9 protein-coding genes are annotated in these 17,336 nt (G+C 43.2%); 8 read left to right on the top strand and 1 reads right to left on the bottom strand.

What is annotated here, in order from left to right; all coding sequences use genetic code 11:
• Positions 1–14: 14 nt before the first annotated feature.
• Positions 15–2,222 (bottom strand): alpha-amylase family protein, encoded by a 2,208-nt coding sequence (locus ACLOAU_RS20565; RefSeq protein ID WP_427863779.1) that lies wholly within the window; start codon positions 2,220–2,222, stop codon positions 15–17.
• Between the two features lie 196 nt (positions 2,223–2,418).
• Between ACLOAU_RS20565 and ACLOAU_RS20560 the strand changes: the two genes are divergently transcribed.
• The 8 genes from ACLOAU_RS20560 (at position 2,419) to ACLOAU_RS20525 (ending at position 17,307) form a co-directional block, all read left to right on the top strand.
• Entirely contained in the window at positions 2,419–3,435 is a 1,017-nt protein-coding gene (locus ACLOAU_RS20560; protein WP_427863778.1) for a GntR family transcriptional regulator, read from the top strand.
• Positions 3,436–3,451: 16 nt separating this feature from the next.
• Complete coding sequence (locus tag ACLOAU_RS20555) at positions 3,452–5,035, top strand: solute:sodium symporter family transporter (protein ID WP_427863777.1); 1,584 nt, start codon at positions 3,452–3,454, stop codon at positions 5,033–5,035.
• A gap of 219 nt (positions 5,036–5,254) precedes the next feature.
• Positions 5,255–8,530, top strand: a complete 3,276-nt coding sequence (locus ACLOAU_RS20550) for a SusC/RagA family TonB-linked outer membrane protein (RefSeq protein WP_427863776.1) — start codon at positions 5,255–5,257, stop codon at positions 8,528–8,530.
• A gap of 2 nt (positions 8,531–8,532) precedes the next feature.
• Positions 8,533–10,464: a RagB/SusD family nutrient uptake outer membrane protein gene (locus ACLOAU_RS20545; RefSeq protein WP_427863775.1), complete on the top strand. Its 1,932-nt coding sequence runs from the start codon at positions 8,533–8,535 to the stop codon at positions 10,462–10,464.
• 11 nt (positions 10,465–10,475) lie between these two features.
• Positions 10,476–11,693, top strand: a complete 1,218-nt coding sequence (locus tag ACLOAU_RS20540; protein ID WP_427863774.1) for a DUF4959 domain-containing protein — start codon at positions 10,476–10,478, stop codon at positions 11,691–11,693.
• A 37-nt stretch (positions 11,694–11,730) separates the two neighbouring features.
• Positions 11,731–12,945 (top strand): DUF4998 domain-containing protein, encoded by a 1,215-nt coding sequence (locus tag ACLOAU_RS20535; protein WP_427863773.1) that lies wholly within the window; start codon positions 11,731–11,733, stop codon positions 12,943–12,945.
• Between the two features lie 50 nt (positions 12,946–12,995).
• Positions 12,996–14,951: a sialate O-acetylesterase gene (locus ACLOAU_RS20530; protein WP_427863772.1), complete on the top strand. Its 1,956-nt coding sequence runs from the start codon at positions 12,996–12,998 to the stop codon at positions 14,949–14,951.
• A gap of 19 nt (positions 14,952–14,970) precedes the next feature.
• Positions 14,971–17,307: a glycoside hydrolase family 95 protein gene (locus tag ACLOAU_RS20525; protein WP_427863771.1), complete on the top strand. Its 2,337-nt coding sequence runs from the start codon at positions 14,971–14,973 to the stop codon at positions 17,305–17,307.
• Positions 17,308–17,336 lie beyond the last annotated feature (29 nt).

Raw genomic sequence — 17,336 nt, 5'->3', positions numbered from 1 at the left:
ATAAAAATAACCTATTAGTTAATTTTCACCAATTTCACCCAAAGCGCATCCCTGGTACCAGTGGTTAAGGTAAATGATTTTTCTCCGGGTTTGATGATGCCTACTTCTTCGTTGGTAAGATACTCCCTGATACTATAGGCTCCGTCTTTCCACTTTAACTGCTCGCGCATAAAAACATACTCAAACGACCGGGTGGTATCAAAGTTGATAATGGCAGCGCTGATGGCATCGCCGGGCAGGTAAAAGCTTAATTGTTGATCTTCTTTTAACCCGTCGGCTACTTTCAACGGTATAAAAGCTTGTGGATGCTCAAAATACCGGCACAGATGCGGGTTATTTAAAAACCGAATGGCCCTTGCTCTTGTAGTGCTATCCCTGAAATCAGAGCCATCGCCCAGCGCACTGCCCATAACGGCCATAGTAATTAACCGCACCTTTACGTCCTGCTCACTAATGGCATTATTTTTTTGAAACTGTTTCATTACCGACACATCCATATTCGTGTAAGGCCACAGGCTGCCCTGCATCCATCCCAAATGCGAAGATGTGATCATCGAAGCGGCAGTGCTACCATAATGCGGGAATCCTTTCTGATCATTTCTTAAATGGGAGTAAACATCAGTAGACAAAAAACGGATATGTGTATACTGGCTGGGGAAGGTTGGCGATATGGCCTGCGTTATAAAGACATCAGGCCCCAGTATTGAGTCTATCAATTGCTTCAGCATGCTCATTCCTTTATTGTATGCCTGCAGCCCCGAACGCACACTTTTATCATACCGCGAGGTGGATTCTAACGCACCTGCTGTCAGGAAATCGATCTTTAAAAACCGGGCTCCAATCGCTTTGGCTTTTTCCAATTCACCAATAATTCTTTGCCGGGTAGCCGGGTGAGTGGGATCCAGGGGAAATGCCCCAAACTCGCCGTCTTTGTATACAATCGTTTTACCATTATTATCTTTTAAAGTCACATCACGGATGTCGACATCAGTATATTGCAGCTTATCTTTCTCTACGGAAGATTTCCAGGTCCAGACCGCGAAAGGAATAAAATAAAAACCCAGTTCCTGGTTGTTTTGTATACAATGCTCGCGGATAGACTTTAATACCTCTTTATTGTAAATACCCTGGTCGTAGGAGTCGATACTCATATAAACCTTCTTATTAGCAGAGAAATGTTTTAAAGACGCTATATAATCCGAAACAGCCAATACGCCATCCGGCATCATTCTTTTTTCGTATCCCAGAACACCTTCTACACCAAAACTGTTCCAATAGAATGGTGCTGTATCATTCCATTTTAAAGCGCCATTTTTTTTCTGATTTACCCTTCCATAAGCCTGAAAAGCCTCTGCACGGCTGTTTAAGCCACTTACAAAAATAGCCGGCGATACAACGGTACTGCCGGTCATAGCGCCATGCGCTACGATATCATGTGTTCCGTCGTTGCCCCCATATTCGGCAGGCAACGAACTGTTATCCGGAGTTGATGCTCCGCCATAAACTATAAAGGAATCCAGTATATTTTTTTGCGTTGACAAAGTATACTGCAGCCCTGTCTTCCAGAAATCATGCGTAACAGCACCTACTACAACGCCTGAAAGCCGTTCTGCATCATACAGTGAGGAAAAGCTGTAACCTGTACCACGCACCGGTTCGGCTCTCCACTCAGCGGTCAGGGCTTTTGTCCAGTTATCATTATCAAAGGGCATGTCCAACACTCGGGGTTGATTGCCGTTGATAAAACCCGTTCCTCCCTTTTGCTTCACCAACGCCAGGGGGCTTATATAATTAACAGACAATTTTTCTGTATTTCGGGTAACAGCTGCCAGTCTTAATATAAAAAAGGATTGCGCCTTGTAAATTAAAACAGACTGAATCAGTTTTAAACCGGTTCCGGGATTCCTATGCACAATATTCAGCTGTTGACCCTTACCTATCAGGTCACTTACCGGCTGAACTTCAATTATGTGTTGCGCAAACTGGTCGCTGCTATAGACTTTACCGGCGACATCCTTTACCATTGCAGTGGTATTTTTTAAAAAGCTACCATCCTGGAAATAATAGCTGACATGTCCCTCTTTTTTATTGATCACCAACCGGTAAGCCGGCGATACTACAATCGTACTATCCCTGAAATTTTGAATAGTTTGGGCGAATATTACATTTTGTATAACCAGCAGCAATAAGCCGCTTACCAACCATTTCATTATTTTTTCCATATCACCAGTTTTGCAATCATGGTATAATCAGGCACTCTCAAAAATGAGTAAAACCCCGTTAAATTCACTAGACGATCATCGGCATTTGATGGACAATCGTATGCAAAATAAAAAAAATTATACTAATAGAATAGTATAGTATACTTTTGAGTAAGGAACTAATGCAGGTTGCTCCTGGATTTTAATAACAATTGCTATGCAAACCGTATACGACCATATCAGGGAAATGGAGAATGTTCATGGCCTATCCAAACACGAACAATTTGTGCAAGGTTTTTTGAATGCTGTGGACAACAAAGTGTTATCCAAAGGAGATATGCTTCCTTCTGTAAACAATTTGATTTCCGAGCTGGGCTTTGCCAGGGAAACTATTGCCAAAGCCTATAAAGAACTGATCAGCCGTGGCATAGTAGAATCCAAAAACAGGATTGGCTTTTTCCTTGCCAAGGAAAATACACGCAACCAGCTCAGAATTGCATTGATCATTTTCGCCTTCGACAGTTTCCAGGAAGTGTTTTATAAAACATTCAGGAACCGCCTGGGTAAACAAACGCATATCGATATTTTCTTCCATCACAATAATATAGATATATTTGAAAGCATTATCGACAGGGTAAGAGGCAAATATGGCATGTATGTTGTAGCGCCTATTCCGCACAAAAAATCGGCCGCTATCCTCAATTCTTTACCGAAAGATAAGTTCCTGATGATTGACAGGTACTTACCGCTTGCTACTGATGTATCTTATGTTACCCAAGAGTTTTTTCAGTCGTCCTATGCTGCATTTGCCCAGCTGGCCCCCGCTATAAAGAATTTTAAAAAAATGCTTTACTACCACCGGCCTAATTCTGATACACCTGAAGAAATACTGAAGGCATTTGAAAAATTTGTAAAAGATTTTAAGATACGACACACCATACTCCCCGAATACATACCCGGGTCTATCGAAGCCGGCTATGTTTATTTTACCATCAACAATGCAGAACTCTGGATGATGTTAAAGGACGCCAAGCATAAAAAACTGAAGCTGGGAAAGGATTTAGGCATCCTGTCCCATAACGACGAAATAGTTAAGGAGATTATATTTGACGGAATTACGACTTACTCAACCAGCTTTGAAGCCATGGCGGAGAAAGCTGCTGAATTTATTCTCCACCGTAAAAAAATACAGGAGACTATCCCCACCGTATTGATCAGGAGGGGCTCTCTCTAACTTTCAAACGCAAACTATGTTTATCAGCTTTTTCCTGCTACTGGTAATCGCTGCGGCTGTGTCGGCGTATACCACCCGCAAGCAAAGCAAAACTTCCGTTGGTCATTACCTGGGAAGCAGGAGTCTTAATTTCTGGATGGTAGGCTGCTCGCTTTTTTTAACTAATATGAGCGCCAACCAGTTTGTTGGTGAGAATGAGTTTGTTTATACCAACAATATGACGGTTATGTGCTGGGGCATGAGTTCGATCTTAGCCATGATCATCGTATCGGAATTTCTAATGCCGGTATACCTTCGCATCGGGGCTATGACTACTCCCGATTTCTTGGGCATACGTTTTGACAAACAAACCCAGCGCCTAGTATCCATTATCTTTCTTTTAAGCTATGCCATTAATCTTGTTCCCGCGGTATTGTATGGTTGCGCAGTTGCCATGAACGGCATCTTTCAACTAAACCTCCTACTGGGTCTCGATTACTTCACTACGATCAGGTTGCTGGTGGCTTTTATAGGCGTAACAGGTTGTTTGTACGCGGTATTGGGCGGACTGAAAGCAATCTCTATTAATGACATTGTACAGGGTATAGGAATGGTGATTGGGGGAATACTGATCACCTGGATCGGCCTGAAATTTTTGGGCGATGGAAACCTGGCCACAGGTGTGGAAAAGCTTTTGGGCAATAACCGCGAGCACCTGAATGCAATAGGCCAGCCCGGCACGGCCATCCCTTTTGGCACTTTGTTCACCGGCATGTTGCTGATCAATATTTATTATTGGGGCATGGAACAATACATTGTGCAGCAATCGCTGGCCGCACGCAACCTGGCAGAAAGCCAGAAAGGCATTTCCCTTGCTGCTGTAGGAAAACTGTTTGCCCCCCTGCTTTTGAACGTACCCGGGCTTATTGCATTACAGCTTTATCCGGGCATGGAGAACACCACACAGGTATTTCCCAAAATGATAACCGATACATTACCTCCTGTCATTACAGGCCTCATTGCGGCTATTGTATTTGGCGGCGCTTTAAGCACTTTTAATGCGGGTTTAAACAGTATCGGTACCCTGTTCACCATGAATCTTTATAAACCATGGATGGAGAGACGAAACCGTTTTATTAACGACAGGGACCTGGTCAGGAAGGGGCGGCTGGTACAGGTAGGCATTACATGTATCGCTATTATTTTTTCGCCCTATATCATGTTTTTTAGTGGCGGCTTTTACAGCTACCTGCAAAAAGCAGCCAGTTATTTCAGTGTGCCGGTATTCACTATTATGCTGATTGGCCTGGTAACGCGGAGAGTGCCTGCTGTGGCAGCCAAAGCCGGCCTGTTCTTTTTTGTGACCGCCTACATCATTACCCAATTAGTTATTGATACCGGCCTGCATTACCTGCATGTACTGGCCCTGCTCTTTGTAGTAACCAGCCTGCTCATGCTACTCATAGGAAAATGGGTGCCGCGTGAACAACCCTTTACAATACAAAACCAGGCTAAAGTAAACCTAAACCCCTGGAAGCAAAGGTATATTTACTACATTCTTTTGATTGTCTTAATGACAGGTATGTTCTTCCTGTTCTCCCCTTTGGGCATTGCAAAATAGATCTCTAAGCGTACAGAATATTGTGCAGTCTTTTCATAAAAATGTCTATTGTACCGGCAACCGGTTCACAATACCTTCGATGTGCGGGTTTACCCCTGTTTATTACCACCAAAAAAAATTTGTTTATAAAAAATTAAATATTACTTTTGGTATAGTATAGTATAGTACAGATTGCTTTTACTGAATTGCTTGACTAAACTTTTTTAATAATTGCTTAAAATGAATAACCGATTGCCTTGTATTTCGGGAGGGAAACGAGATTCCTTTCTATGCCGTACCTGGATCCTGACAGGCCTGCTTTTAGCCTGTTGCTTTGTTCAGGCGCAAACCAGACCGATCATTGGGACTGTGAAGGACAGTTCGGGCAAAATGATGGATGGTGTAAATATCATTATTGTTAACAAACAGAAGGTTGGAACCGCCACAGACAAAAACGGGCGGTTTGTTCTGGAAGTAGCCAATGGCGATTCTTTACGCTTCTCTTATGTTGGCTACTCCGATGAGTCATTTACCATTTCGGAAGCCACCCGGAGTGTAGATATCATTATGACCCAAACCGTGTTCCAGGCAGGAGATGAAGTAGTGGTTACCGCTTTCGGCCGGAAAGAACGAAAGGAAGCCGTGGTAGGGTCGGTTACCAGCATTCAACCGGAAGAGCTTAAGATTCCCGCCAGCAACTTAACCACCGCTATGGCCGGCCAGATCGCCGGTATGATCGCCTACCAAAGAACCGGCCAACCAGGGCAGGACAATGCGAATTTCTTTATTCGGGGTGTTACTACTTTCGGGTACAAACAAGACCCTTTAATACTGATTGACAATGTGGAGCTTACAGCCAATGACCTGGCCAGGTTACAGGTGGACGATATTGCCTCTTTTTCTATCCTGAAAGATGCCAGCGCCACAGCATTGTACGGCGCAAGAGGTGCTAATGGTGTGATATTGGTAAGCACTAAAGAGGGTCGCGAGGGAAAAGCTAAAATCAATTTCAGATCGGAATACTCCTCTTCCCAATCAACGCAAACCCTGCAGCTTGTTGATCCTATAAAGTATATGGAATTATATAACGAAGCTTCCATAACCAGAGATCCAACCGGCTCTGTTCCGTTTACACCGGCAAAAATTCAAAGTACCATTGATGCGATGAACGGAGCTCCCGGCAGTAACCCCTACGTATACCCTGCTGTGGACTGGCTCGATATGCTTTTCAAGAAGCGAGCTACCACCCAACGCAATAACTTAAGTATTAATGGTGGTGGAAAAGTAGCAAAGTATTACGTGGCGGGTTCTTATAATATTGACAATGGTGTACTGAAAAAAGATGTCAGAAATAATAACAACAACAATGTCAAGTTTGAGAACTACCAGTTACGTTCCAATGTAAATATCAACCTCACCAATACTACCGAAATGATTGTGCGTTTGTCGGGCAATTTCAGTGAGTATAACGGCCCTATTACAAGTGATGGTTCTTTTGCATCGGACCTCTACAATATTGCTGTTCATACCAGCCCGGTTCTATTCCCCGCTTATTATGAACCGGATGCAGCTAATGCCAATACGCAACATATTCTTTTCGGTAATGTTGGGATTGGAGATGCGGGCATTGCAAGCAACAGCATACAATACAATAATCCCTATGCTGCCCTACTAAGAGGACATAAGAACTTCTCAGAGTCCAGGATGTCGGCCCAGTTTGAGGTTAATCAAAACTTTGATTTCATTACAAAAGGATTAAAATTCAGGGGGCTTCTTAACACCAATCGTTATTCCTATTTTACCTCTCAAAATGCGTATTCTCCTTTCTACTATAATATAGGTTCCTATAACAGACAATCCAACGAATATGCGCTTGTATGGTTGAATCCACAACCTACGGGTAACAACGTGGCTACAGAATATCTGCAATATAGCCGGCAGGAGCCTAAAACGAATACCTTCCTTTATATGCAGGGTGCACTCGAATACAACCGCAGTTTCGGTGATCATTCTATCAGCAGCACTTTTATCGCCACAAGGCAGCAAACCCTGTACTCTGATGCAGATCATTTCCTGGGTGCATCTAATAACAGCCCACTGCAAAACTCGCTTCCCTACCGGAACTTCGGTCTGGCAGGCCGTTTAACTTATTCTTTTCTAAGAAAATATTTTATCGAAGGGAACTTTGGCTACAATGGGTCAGAACGTTTTTCAGCCAACCACAGGTATGGCTTTTTTCCAACGATTGGAGGCTCGTGGGTTGTATCAAACGAAAAATTCTGGAACGGTGGTATCGCCAACATCGTTTCAAGATTAAAGTTAAGAGCCAGCCATGGTCTTGTAGGTAACGATGCTATAGGAAGGCAGAGGTTTTTTTACCTATCCGATGTGATTCTTAATGATGGAAATAACTATGCACAGTTTGGCACTACCAATGGCTACGAACGTAAAGGCGTTGTAATAAGAAATTATGAAAACCTGGATGTGACCTGGGAAACCTCAAGACAAACCAATCTGGCAGCCGAATTCACTTTACTTAAGAATTTTAATTTTATTGCAGAGTATTATACCAATTACCGCTACAACATCCTCCAGCAAAGGGCCAGTATTCCGACTACCATGGGACTTGAAGCCTCTATCAGCGCCAACCTGGGTGAAGTAAAATCGAAGGGTATTGATTTATCGCTAGACTATAAACAGAGCTTTAACAACAGCCTTTGGCTACAGTCCCGGGCAAATTTCACGTACTCTACCAATGAGTATGTAAAACGTGAAGAACCCAGTTATAACGAGCCCTGGCGATATTCCATTGGCCAGCCCATCAACCGGGGCTGGGGCTACCTGGCAGAAAGGCTTTTTGTAGATGATATTGAAGCAGCCAACTCACCTATACAGAGCTTTAGTACGAATGGAAGGCTGCCCCAGGGAGGAGACATCAAGTATAAAGATATGAACAATGATGGCAGGATCGACTATCTTGATCAAACCTTTATTGGTTACCCAACCGTTCCTGAAATTGTATACGGGTTCGGCTTGTCCAGCGGTTATAAAGGATTTGACATTTCAGCATTCCTGCAAGGACAGGCGAGAGTATCCTTTTTCATTAACCCAAGCCGGGTTAGTCCATTTATCCAAAGCCCGGATCCTTATGTTTATGGCAATACGCAGGTTATTACTGAGTTTGCCGATGACCACTGGACAGAAGCCAATCAAAACACTTACGCAACTTATCCGAGGTTAGGCGTAAGCAGAAATGTTATTGAAAACAATCTTCAAAACAGCACCTGGTGGCTGCGTAACGGCGCTTTTTTAAGACTAAAATCGGTTGAATTGGGATATACAGTGCCTGCAAAATTCACAAAAAGAGCCTGGATATCCAATGCCCGTATTTATCTAAGTGGTCTTAACCTGCTTACCTGGGCTCCATTTAAAACCTGGGATCCGGAACAGGGTGGCAATGGTTTTGCCTACCCTATTCAAAAAGTTTATAACATAGGTATCAATTTAAATTTATAAAAATGAGTCTGTCAGTATATATAAAAGGACTTGCAGGGACTATATTAATAGGTGCATCTTTGTCATCACTCACTTCCTGTAAAAAATACCTGGATATTGTGCCTGATAATGTAGGCACATTGGATTATGCTTTCAGGAATAAAAACGAAGCAGAGAATTATTTATTCACCTGCTACTCTACTATGCAGCGGCAATACAATACTATTGTCAACCCGGGTTTTACCCTGGCTGCAGAAATAATCTACCCAACTGACCCTAATGGTTTCGCCGCATTGAATGAAGCGGGTTTCAGCCTGATAAAAGGCATACAAACGCCATCCAATCCCCTGATTAATTATTGGGATGGCGAAGGAGGTGCGGAGCCTATGTTCCAGGCTATAAGAAGATGCAATATTATGTTGGAAAATATTGATAAGCCAATTGATCTTGACGCTCCAACCAAAAACAGGTGGCTGGCGGAAACAAGATTCCTGAAGGCCTATTATCATTATTGGTTATTAAAAATGTATGGCCCCATCCCGCTTATTAAGCAAAACCTGCCTATTAATACATCAGCCGAAGAGGTGAAAATAAAAAGAGCTACTTTAAAAGAATCTTTTGATTATGTACTGTCCCTTCTGGACGAGGCAATCCCTAACCTTCCCCCTACCATCCAGAATCCGGCGCAGGAACTAGGGCGTATCACCAAAGTCATTGCCCTTTCTTTCAAAGCTGAAATATTGATGATGCAGGCAAGTCCTTTATTCAATGGCAATCCGGATTATGTTGGCTTTAAGGACAAGGATGGAAGAACCCTTTTCCCGGGTGGCTATGATGCGAGTCTCTGGCAAAAAGCGGCAACAGCCTGTAAAGAAGCCATCAACGAAGCTGAAAGCATTGGCATTAAATTTCACACTTATATACCGGTGGGCAATGTACTGAACATGAACGATGAATTAAAGCAGGTACTTACACTACAAACGGCGGTTACAGAAAAATGGGAAAACAACCTGGAACTGATATGGGCAATGAATTATGGTTTCAATTACCAAAACTATGTTATACCGCGTATGACTGATAAATCTGTAGCCAGCGTCAACCAAAACCCGGGCAGTTTTTCTGTGCCTATTGCAACCACAGATCTGTTTTATAGCAAAAACGGGGTTCCTATTAATGAAGATAAAAATTTCGATTACATCAACAGGTATGCCACACAGGCCGGAGATGACGCCAATAAGAATTATATAAAATTGGGATATGCAACCGCAAAGGTGAACTTTAACCGGGAGCCGCGCTTTTATGCCAACCTGGGTTTTGATGGGGGCATCTGGTTTGGCAACGGGGTACTTGATGCTAATAACCCGCGCTATGTTCAAGGTCGCGGACCAACTGCCCTGGCGGGCCCTAAAAGTGTTGGGGCCACCAATATGACCGGATACTGGCCTAAAAAACTGGCCAACTATATAACAGTATATGATGAAACTTTTCAAACGGAACAGTTTAAACTTCCCGTAATCAGGCTGGCAGGATTGTATTTACTATACGCGGAAGCGTTGAATGAGGCCAATGGCCCAACGGCCGAAGCCTATGAATATATAGATAAAGTACGTATACGCGCCGGCTTAAAAGGCGTTATTGAATCCTGGCAAACCTATTCATCCGCCCCTTCAAAACCACTTACAAAAGAGGGATTAAGACAGATCATACACCAGGAAAGAAGAATTGAGTTATGTTTTGAAGCCCAAAGCGGCTGGGATTTAAGAAGATGGAAAGAATTACAGAATGTACTGAGCAGACCACTGCAGGGATGGAACGTGTATGGCGAGACACCGTCAGACTACTACCAGCCAAGGACGGTTCTTATTCCTGTATTCGGGCAAAGAAATTATTTATGGCCCATAAAGACGGATAACCTGGTTGTAAATACCAATTTAACACAAAATCCTAACTGGTAATATCCTGGTATATGAAGAATAAAATAATTACACACAATCTGCTGCTACTAACAGCAATCCTATTTTTAGGCGTTTCAGCGTGTCAAAAATCGGCGTCCAATAACAACCCGGTTTCAACAGATGAAACCAAACCAGATCCTGTAACCAATATAAGAGTAGAAAATACCAATGGCAGTGCCAATATCATCTATACGTTGCCCAACAATCCCAATCTCTTGTATGTGCTGGCAGAATATAATACGGATGAGGGTAAACCCAGACAAACCAAAGCCAGTTATTATACCGATACCATAAAAGTAGATGGATTTGCCGAAAGCAAGGAATATGAGGTAACCCTCTATACGGTCAGCAGAGCCGAAATAAAATCGGACCCGATCCAAGTAAAAGTCAATCCTCTTACACCCAAGTTTCAGGTAGTAAACAGCCAATTGCAATTAACGCCCGATTTTGGGGGTGTGAATATAAGCGGAGCCAATACGTTCAAAGCGCCGCTATCCATGCATGTTGTATTCTTCAACCCTGAAACCAAAAAGTTTGAAGAGAAGGATCCTGTAAATGTGTCGACACAAACTATTAATTTCTCGGTTCGTGGTTTCGATTCAAAACCTACTCAATTCGGGATTTATACTACTGACAAGTTTGGTAATAAATCTGACACATTATTTAAAACATTGACGCCACTTTTTGAAACCATGCTGGATTATAAAAAGTTCTACAAATATGGCCTGGCAAGTGATGCACCCATTGGTTGGGGCGGAGAACTCCATTATTTCTGGGACGGCAAAACCGGAGAACCGGGCTGGCATACTGACATTGCTCCTGTATCGCAGGGCACCTGGGGATTAGGTGTCAATGCTAAACTAAGCCGGTTCAGACTTTACCTAAGACTTAGTGCGGCCTGGGGCTACCAGAATCCGAAAGTATTTACCATCTGGGGCAGCAACAAAACCAACCCTGTGGATATAGCCTTACCTAACGCTTCTCTATTAGGTCAAACTATCGGGGACTGGACCAGTATGGGCACTTACACTTACCCAAATCCTCCGTCGGGTTTGCCACCTAACCAGGCCAATAGCCAGGATATGCAATATATGGCAGATGGCGTTGACTTTAATGTACCCCTTGATGCCATACCTACCCGATTTATACGCTTTGTTGTTAACCAGACATGGGGAGGCATTAGTTACACCAATGCACAGGAAATAACATTATATGGCAGCCCCCAGTAAAGCCATGCGAAGACGACTAACAATAAAACATAAACTAATGAATTATAAAAATAATATCATTGTTTGCCTATCACTACTTCTGTTATTCGGTTGTAAACGATATGACAATGATTATCTGAAATATTTTGATGGTAAAGAATCCGTTTATCCCGGTCTCGTTAAAAGCCTTTCCTACAGGGCGGGTAATTTACGTACTGCGCTTTCATGGAATCCCAGCCCCGACCCTAGCGTAGTAAAATATGTTGTAAAATGGAATAATGGACGAGATTCCATAGTAGTACCAGCCACCTCCCACAACCCCGAGGACAAAATTTCGGTAACAGTTCCCAATTTAAGTGAGTATGTATATTCTTTTGTAATTTATTCGTATGATGATAAAGGTAACCGCTCCATAGGCCAAGAGATTAACAATGTCAGAGTATATGGGGAGGCATATAAATCTTTGTTGCAGAACAGAAATATTAATGCCGCCAACCCTTATGTTTATACTCAAGACGGCATGCTGACACTTAATTTCGCAAATGCGGATACCAGCAATACATCAACAGTTATTACTTATACCAACACATCTAACATTACTGAACAAAAAAAATTGTTACCCACTGAAAATACAATAACTATTAATAATTTCAAGTTTGGAACACCCATCACTTATATATCTTCCTACATCCCGGAAAAAAATGCTATTGATACTTTTAAAACCAATACTACCGGAAACTTCCCTACCGTATACAGGTATGTAATGTGCCCAAAAAACAAATTCAGCCCTTTATCATTATATGGAGACGCACAATCTTACGATGATAGTTACTGGACTTCACTCTGGACTATTTTCGATGGAGCTACATCGCCCAAAGGCTGGTATAATGGTTTTCACAGTAACGACGCCAAAACATTACCTTACCCTATTAGCTTTGATATGGGAGCCACTTATAATTCGTTGTCACATTTTGAAATAATTGGAAGAGATTGCTGTCACAACCCAGTTGAGTATGAAATATGGGGGTCAAATACAAAAGACGTGCCCGGTATAGAGGGGAACAACGCTAACTGGAGAACGCAAATGCAGGCAAGCGGATGGACTTTATTACAATCGGTAAACAGAACAGATGATGGCAAAGCTCCTTTTAAAAGCAGCCTGATCGACAATCCGCCTCCCGTAAGGTATATAAGAATTTTAATCAAGAAGGTAGCGAGCGGTGATAGTAAATACAGTAATTTAAGTCAGGTTACATTCTGGAACAGGGAATAAATAAAAGGAAGCAGTTTATAATGATCTGATAAAAGAATTACCTTGTTGCAATGAGCATATTCAAACAACACATATTATTGGCTGCAGCTGGCTTATTGCTTGCGCTTGGCACTTCGGCCCGGATTACTCTACCCCGAATCTTCACCGATGGCATGGTATTACAACGTGATCAACCGTTAACCGTGTGGGGTACCGCTGGAAGTAGAGAAACAATAAAAGTAGCGATCAACGGGCAGCAAGCCTCGGCCTTATCCAATGCAAAGGGCGAATGGAAGGTTACTTTACAACCGATGCGCTGGGGAGGTCCTTATGATCTTACTATTACATCGCCTAATGATAAGAAGGTACTGCGCAATATACTGGTAGGTGATGTATGGATCTGCAGCGGACAATCCAATATGGAAATGCCGGTATCAGGCTGGTCGAAGGTTAATAACGCGGAACAAGAAATTGCCGCGGCTAATTATCCCAACATCCGGCTGTTCACGGTAGAAAAAGCCACGAGCTTTATACCTAAAAACGACCTGGCCGGTGGACAATGGCTGGAATGTACATCTGCCCATATTCCCTCGTTTTCAGCTGTAGCTTATTTTTTTGGCAGAAAGATCAACCAGGATACAAAGATCCCTATCGGCCTGATCAGTACCAATTGGGGAGGCACGAATATACAGGCGTGGACCAGCTGGCCCACTATATCCGGCTTTGATGGCTACAATCATCTCGACCCGGTTCAAATGAAGCAAACTTTTGCAGAGCAGGATGAAAAAAGAAAAGCCTATAACCTGGCATTAGCCAATGATCGGAGTAGTAGAGAAGCCTGGTATCAGAACGGAGATACCGAAGGCTGGAATACTGTACAGATGCCCTCTTTATGGGAATCTTCTGCTATCGGCAATACGGATGGTATCATCTGGTTTAAGAAAAGCTTCAACCTGGGAAGCGCTCCCAAAGATCAAAATATTGTATTGCACCTCGGGGCTATTGATGATGCAGATTCTACATACGTTAACGGCACATTAGTTGGCCACGACAATGTATGGAATAAAAGCCGTGCATACATTATTAGTGCATCTGTGCTTAAACAAGGACAAAACACCGTCACTATCAAAATGATGGATGGTGGAGCCCAGGGCGGTATGTCCGGGAAACCTGAAGATCTTTTTATAAGCATTGGCGACCAAAAGATATCGCTTGCGGGACACTGGCATTACCAACCTTCCGTTATCTCTACAACCTATAATTTAATAGAAACAGGGCCAAATGCATTTCCTTCCCAGTTGTTCAACGCGATGATCAACCCGATTAAGGATATCAAAATAAAAGGAGCTATATGGTACCAGGGAGAGGCTAATGTAAACGAGGCAGATCAATACCGTCGGTTGTTTCCATCCATGATAGCTGATTGGCGTAAAACATGGGGATATAACTTCCCTTTTATATGGGTACAGCTGGCCAATTATCTGGAAAGAAAAAAAGAGCCTGGAACAAGCGCCTGGGCTGAGCTGAGAAATGCGCAGCACCTTACACTTTCTGTGCCCAATACGGGCGAAGCTGTAGCCATAGATATAGGTGAAGCCAATGATATACACCCGAGCAACAAGCAGGACGTGGGATTGAGACTGGCCCTGGCTGCTGAGAAAATAGCTTATAGCAAAAACATAGTGGCATCAGGCCCTGTACTGGCTTCAGCTAAAACAGAAAGCAACAAAATCATTATCAGCTTTACCCATACCGGTAGTGGACTTGTTGCCAAAAACGGAAAGCTCAATGGCTTTTCGATTGCCGGAGCCGATCAGCAGTTTGTTTGGGCAGATGCGAAGATAACGGGTAATACCGTAGTTGTAAGCAGCCCTTCGATCAAACACCCCATAGCGGTACGTTATGCATGGGCTGACAATCCCGACGCCAGTTTATATAACAAGGAAAATCTTCCGGCCTCCCCTTTCAGAACAGATAACTGGCCCTTAACTACGGCTACCAAAAAGAACTTACAGTCGTCTAAATAATTGTTCAAACAATGTATTGATGAAATATATAAACAGAATCAGCATTTCCATTCTGGCATTTTTTATTGTTATAAACGCCGGCTTTTCACAAGCCCCTAACGAATTAAAGTTATGGTACGACCGGCCGGCTGCCGTATGGGAAGAGACACTTCCACTGGGCAACGGACGTTTGGGTATGATGCCCGATGGAGGTATCCATAAAGAAAACATTGTATTAAATGATATCACATTATGGTCTGGTTCGGAACAGGATGCCAATAATTACGAGGCTAATCAATACCTGCCCGAGATCAGGAAAATGCTGGCTGCAGGTAAAAACGATGAGGCGCAGGACCTGATCAACAAACATTTTATTTGTAAAGGTCCGGGATCAGGCGGTAAGCAATGGGGCTGCTTCCAGGTGCTAGGTAACCTGGAAATTAATTATCGCTATCATCAACCCAACACCACTCCAACTAACTATTACCGCTCTCTGCAACTAGACCAGGCTTTAGCTACCACCCGCTTCACGGTAAACGGTGTGACTTATACCCGGGAATACCTTACCAGCTTTGGCACAGATGTAGGCATTATTAAGTTAAGCAGTAGTAAGCCGGGCGCTTTAAGCTTTTCCATTGGCTTATCCAGGCCTGAACGCTTCAGAGTAAAAGTAAAGGGTCAGACTGTTGGCATACACGGACAACTGGATAATGGAACGGATGGAAAAGGTATGCAGTATATGGCGCTGGCATCGGTGAAGCTGTCGGGAGGCGGATCCGTAAGTACTACTGACAAAGAACTTTCAGTAGCCAATTCTACTACTGCTTATATCTATGTATCCATGGGTACCGATTTCAAAAATCCCGGTTTTGAAAACAAAACCATGCAGTTATTACAAACTGCCCTCAGTAAAAATTACCTGTCGGAAAAAAACATTCATACCCAAAACTTCCGAAAATTATTTAACCGTTTCTCGGTGAACCTGGGCTCCGGCACCAACAGCACTTTATCTACAGACAAACGATTAGATCTTTTCTACAAGAACCCGGAGAAAGACAATGCATTGCCTGCTTTGTTTCTACAATACGGGCGCTATCTCAGCATCAGCAGTACGCGCATAGGTTTATTGCCGCCTAACCTGCAGGGGCTTTGGGCTAACCAGGTCAATACCCCCTGGAATGGCGATTACCATTTGGATATTAATGTGGAAATGAATCACTGGCATTTAGAGGCAGCTAATCTATCGGAGCTCAATCTTCCTCTTGCGGAACTGGTAAAAGGCCTGGTTAAAAATGGCGAACGCACGGCTAAAGCCTATTACAATGCCAACGGCTGGATTGCTCATGTAATTACCAATGTATGGGGCTTTACCGAACCAGGGGAAAGCGCCTCCTGGGGTATTGCTAATTCAGGATCCGGGTGGCTATGTGAGAACCTTTGGGCACATTACGCCTATACCAAAGCCAAAAACTATTTAAAGGATATTTATCCTGTTTTAAAAGGCTCTGCGCTTTTTTACCGGGACGCATTGATTACTGATCCTAAAACCAAATGGCTGGTGACTGCGCCTTCTGTATCGCCCGAAAATACCTTTTTACTGAACGGTAAGCATGTGAACGTTTGCATGGGACCAACCATCGATAACCAGATTACGAGAGAACTTTTCAACAACGTGATCGAAGCTTCCGAAGTTTTAAATATTGATGCAGATTTCAGAGCCGATCTTGTCGAAAAATTAAAACAGCTTCCGCCACCCGGTCGCATTGCCAGCGACGGTAGAATTATGGAATGGCTGGAAGAATATAAGGAAGCAGATCCCCAGCACCGGCATATCTCCCATTTATGGGGCTTATACCCCGGCTCTTCTATCACAGCCAACAAAACACCCCAATTAATGGAAGCTGCCAAAAAAACACTAGAGGTAAGAGGTGATGACGGACCCAGCTGGGCCATTACTCATAAGCAGCTGTTCTGGGCACGCCTGCATGATGGCGAAAGAGCCTTCAAACTTTTAAAAGAAGTATTGAGGCCTACCTTGAAAACAGACATTAATTACGGGGCTGGTGGCGGTGTTTATCCCAACCTGCTTTCGGCAGGCCCGCCCTTCCAGATCGATGGAAATTTTGGCGGTTCGGCTGGTATATTGGAAATGCTCATACAAAGCCATGATGGTTATATTGAATTGTTACCCTCTATCCCGGCCCTTTGGAAAAAGCAGGGTAGTGTAAAGGGTATCAAAGCCCGGAACAATATCACTATAGATATGCAATGGATTAACGGAAAAGTTACCAGCTACAAACTTTACGCTCCGGTTAAGCAACAGGTACAACTAAAAGTAAACGGACAGGTTATTAACATAACCACTATTTCAAAATAATTATATCAATACATTATTAAAACACAGGA

The organism is Paraniabella aurantiaca, assembly GCF_050309965.1.
Taxonomy (GTDB): domain Bacteria; phylum Bacteroidota; class Bacteroidia; order Chitinophagales; family Chitinophagaceae; genus Niabella.
Note: the sequence above shows the minus strand (reverse complement) of the source record. Positions and strands in the feature narration are given on the sequence as shown.